Origin of the sequence: Novipirellula herctigrandis (genome assembly GCA_007859835.1) — a bacterium.
Classification (GTDB): Bacteria; Planctomycetota; Planctomycetia; order Pirellulales; family Pirellulaceae; genus Novipirellula_A; species Novipirellula_A herctigrandis.
The window spans coordinates 10275-13036 of the sequence record SJPJ01000001.1 but is presented as its reverse complement, the minus strand read 5'-3'; the positions used below and the strand labels follow the sequence as shown (position 1 = coordinate 13036).

The window sequence follows — 2762 nt, the reverse complement described above, 5'->3', positions numbered from 1 at the left end:
ACTTGCAAGCAGACGAGAAAACGGACCACCCGTCCTCCGTTGCATCACATGGTTATCGCACGGATTTGGGTTAAACGCCGCTCGCGTCACCATGATGTATCAATCGACCGAGCACCGTCAGTTTAGCCTTCGGCCCCTTCGGTGACGGTTGTCCGTTCCCTAGCAGTATCAGTTTAACGAGGTCCCAAGTTGAAAGCAACAAACGACGTTGTCGGACCAAACGGTTGCCAGCGGATCATCGACAGCGCCCCCATAGCAGAACATCAATCGCCCGGAGTGTGATAACGGTACGGATCACCGAGTACGGCGATTTGGTTTTCCATTTGTACCGACCCGATGCCGTACTTCGGTGAATCCGATGGTTATGGGCATCTCGGTTGCGGCATTGAGACGGTTTGTACTGGTGGTTGATTCTAACGGTCGCTCGATGTGAAATGCAAGTTGCGCGCGGCATTTGCCCTGGCACGGATGTTCGCGAAGTCGAGAACCTGCCGCCAACCGATCACAAGCGTTCCAATGGCATCATGAACCGCGCACGTGCACCACGATCGACACAGCCGATGATTTGATTGTTCTCGGCACGTGTCAATTCAAATCGAAGTCAAAACGCTGTCGTCCGCAGATCTAGAACGCTCCAACGCAAACATTCAACCGCGCACCAGAAGTGTAGTTTGATGCTGCCGATCAGTCGACTCATTTCGGCACGTGCCAAGTTTGACCGAAGCCGAAACGCTTACCGTTTTCGGTTGCGCATAAATATGACCTGGCCGATAAACTCGACGATGCCAAGGATCACGTCAATGATTGCGCTCAAGAGTGTAGCCCTGTGTTGAAGTCAATCGCATAACGTTTGTAATCACCCGGTCGCGACGAAAGATTGTCCATTGCCAAAACGCCCGACTTCGCGACTCGGGTGCATTGCTTGGTTATGAATCTACATCATTGGTTCGCGAGTTGGGAATTCGAGATGGTGCGTTCTGCTTCGGCCTTCATCTTCTCATACTTCACGGTGTATTCGGCGCATTTGTGTTCTGCATTCGCGTGACCGCATTTCGCCCTGCCGGCGCCCTTGCCGGTGAACTCGAACCATTCTTCGCCTGGTGAATATTCGAAGCGAGTATAAGGTCCCCAATTCGCTCCTTCGACATCGTGCAACCCAACTTCCAACAACGCATACTCCTCTGCCGCCAGCATGTTCCACGTTAGCTTGAGGCGTTTCAACTTTTTTAGTGCCAATGCCGGCAGCAGTGCTGGATATGGGGTCTTGTTGATTATCTGACCAAAAGAAAGGACCTCCAAGTTTGGGAGACCACGAAGGAACTCAAAATCGGCGATCGGCTGTTTCCAATCCAAGGTGCCGTCGATTTGCAAATACCGAAGACACGCGAGGCCGGACAGGCCCCTAAAGTCGGTCACCTTCCTGAGATTCTCAATGTGCAGCGATTTCAATCTGGGCAAAGAACGAAGTGGGGACAGATCGGAGAAGCCTGAGACGTATTCAAGTACAAGTTCTTCAATCTGCGACAGCGGGCTGATGAAGGTAATCTCTTTCGGCCTCGCATGTGTGATCCGTAATCTTCTCAATACGGCCAGTTCGGCAATGGCCTGAAGCTGTTCATGGCTTGGGCTGTGCAGCGTCAGTTCTTCGAGATTGGGGAACGTGAAGACATTCCTCCACAAGCTGTCGTCGGAGCCAATGGTCGCGATTGTGACTTCTTCGTCGCCAGCGGGAACGCTGTCAATTCGATATGCGTATCGTTCGCGGTTGGGGACGACGGTCCAATAGTCGCCCTCACGATCGAGACAGTCGCCGAAGTGATGCTTCATTTGCGATCCATTGATTCATAACGGTGGTGATCAGCGGGGACGGGCGAACGACGTGCAAGCAGACGAGAAAACGGACCACCCGTCCTCCGTTGCATCACATGGTTATCGCACGGATTTGGGTTAAACGCCGATCGAGTCACCATGATGTATCAATCGACCGAGCACCGTCAGTTTAGCCTTCGGCCCCTTCGGTGACGGTTGTCCGTTCCCTAGCAGTATCAGTTTAACGAGGTCCCAATTTGAAAGCAACAAACGATGTTGTGGACCAAACGGACGAAAAGGGATCATCAACAGCGCACCCATAGCAGAGCATCAATCGCCCGGAGTGTGATAACGGTACGCATCAGCGGGCCGGGACGGTTGATGTTCCATTCGTAAAAGGTCGCAAGCCCGGCTCCGTTGCATGCGATGGTTACCCGCCAGTCCGGGCGTCCACTATGGCGACATCCCACTTTATGAACCATTTGTCGTCATCGTCAATAAGCTTGTGCAGCGCTGCCAAATCAGCATCGGATCGGACGCGACCAGAAACAGACAGCCATTCGCCTTTCTGGCGGGCAGGGTCAACGTACGAAATTGAAATACGCCGAAATCGAGTGTCTGCGTCAAATTGTGTTTGCAGTTGATTCGCATCTCGCATTTTCTGACGTGTGAGGTGAAAGCCCCATCCGTAGTCAACGTACGCGACATAGAGTCCGCCGGAGACAGCAAGCATGACCGCACAGACGGACATTAGGCGGTCGCGTTTCGCTGCCGTATCCCATCGGCAGACCAAGCTGGCAGCTAGGAAGGCTGCAAGACCGAAGAACGCACCGAAGCTGATAGCACCCCCAGGACCAAAGATGTAGTATCCAAGATAGATGAGCAAAGCCACGAAGACCGATGCAACTAGCAAAGCGGTGCGTCTAAACCGAGCAGTTGTGTGCGGCATGGAT

At 53.1% G+C, this 2762-nt stretch carries 2 protein-coding genes; both read right to left on the bottom strand.

What is annotated here, in order from left to right; genetic code table 11:
- Nucleotides 1–939: 939 nt before the first annotated feature.
- Nucleotides 940–1680 carry a leucine-rich repeat domain-containing protein gene (locus CA13_RS00045; protein WP_419193734.1) on the bottom strand — a complete coding sequence of 247 codons (741 nt, stop codon included), beginning with the start codon at nt 1678–1680 and terminating at the stop codon, nt 940–942.
- Between the two features lie 559 nt (nt 1681–2239).
- Nucleotides 2240–2762, bottom strand: a 523-nt coding sequence (locus tag CA13_RS00040) for a hypothetical protein (RefSeq protein WP_419193733.1), incomplete at its 5' end; no start/stop codon positions are given.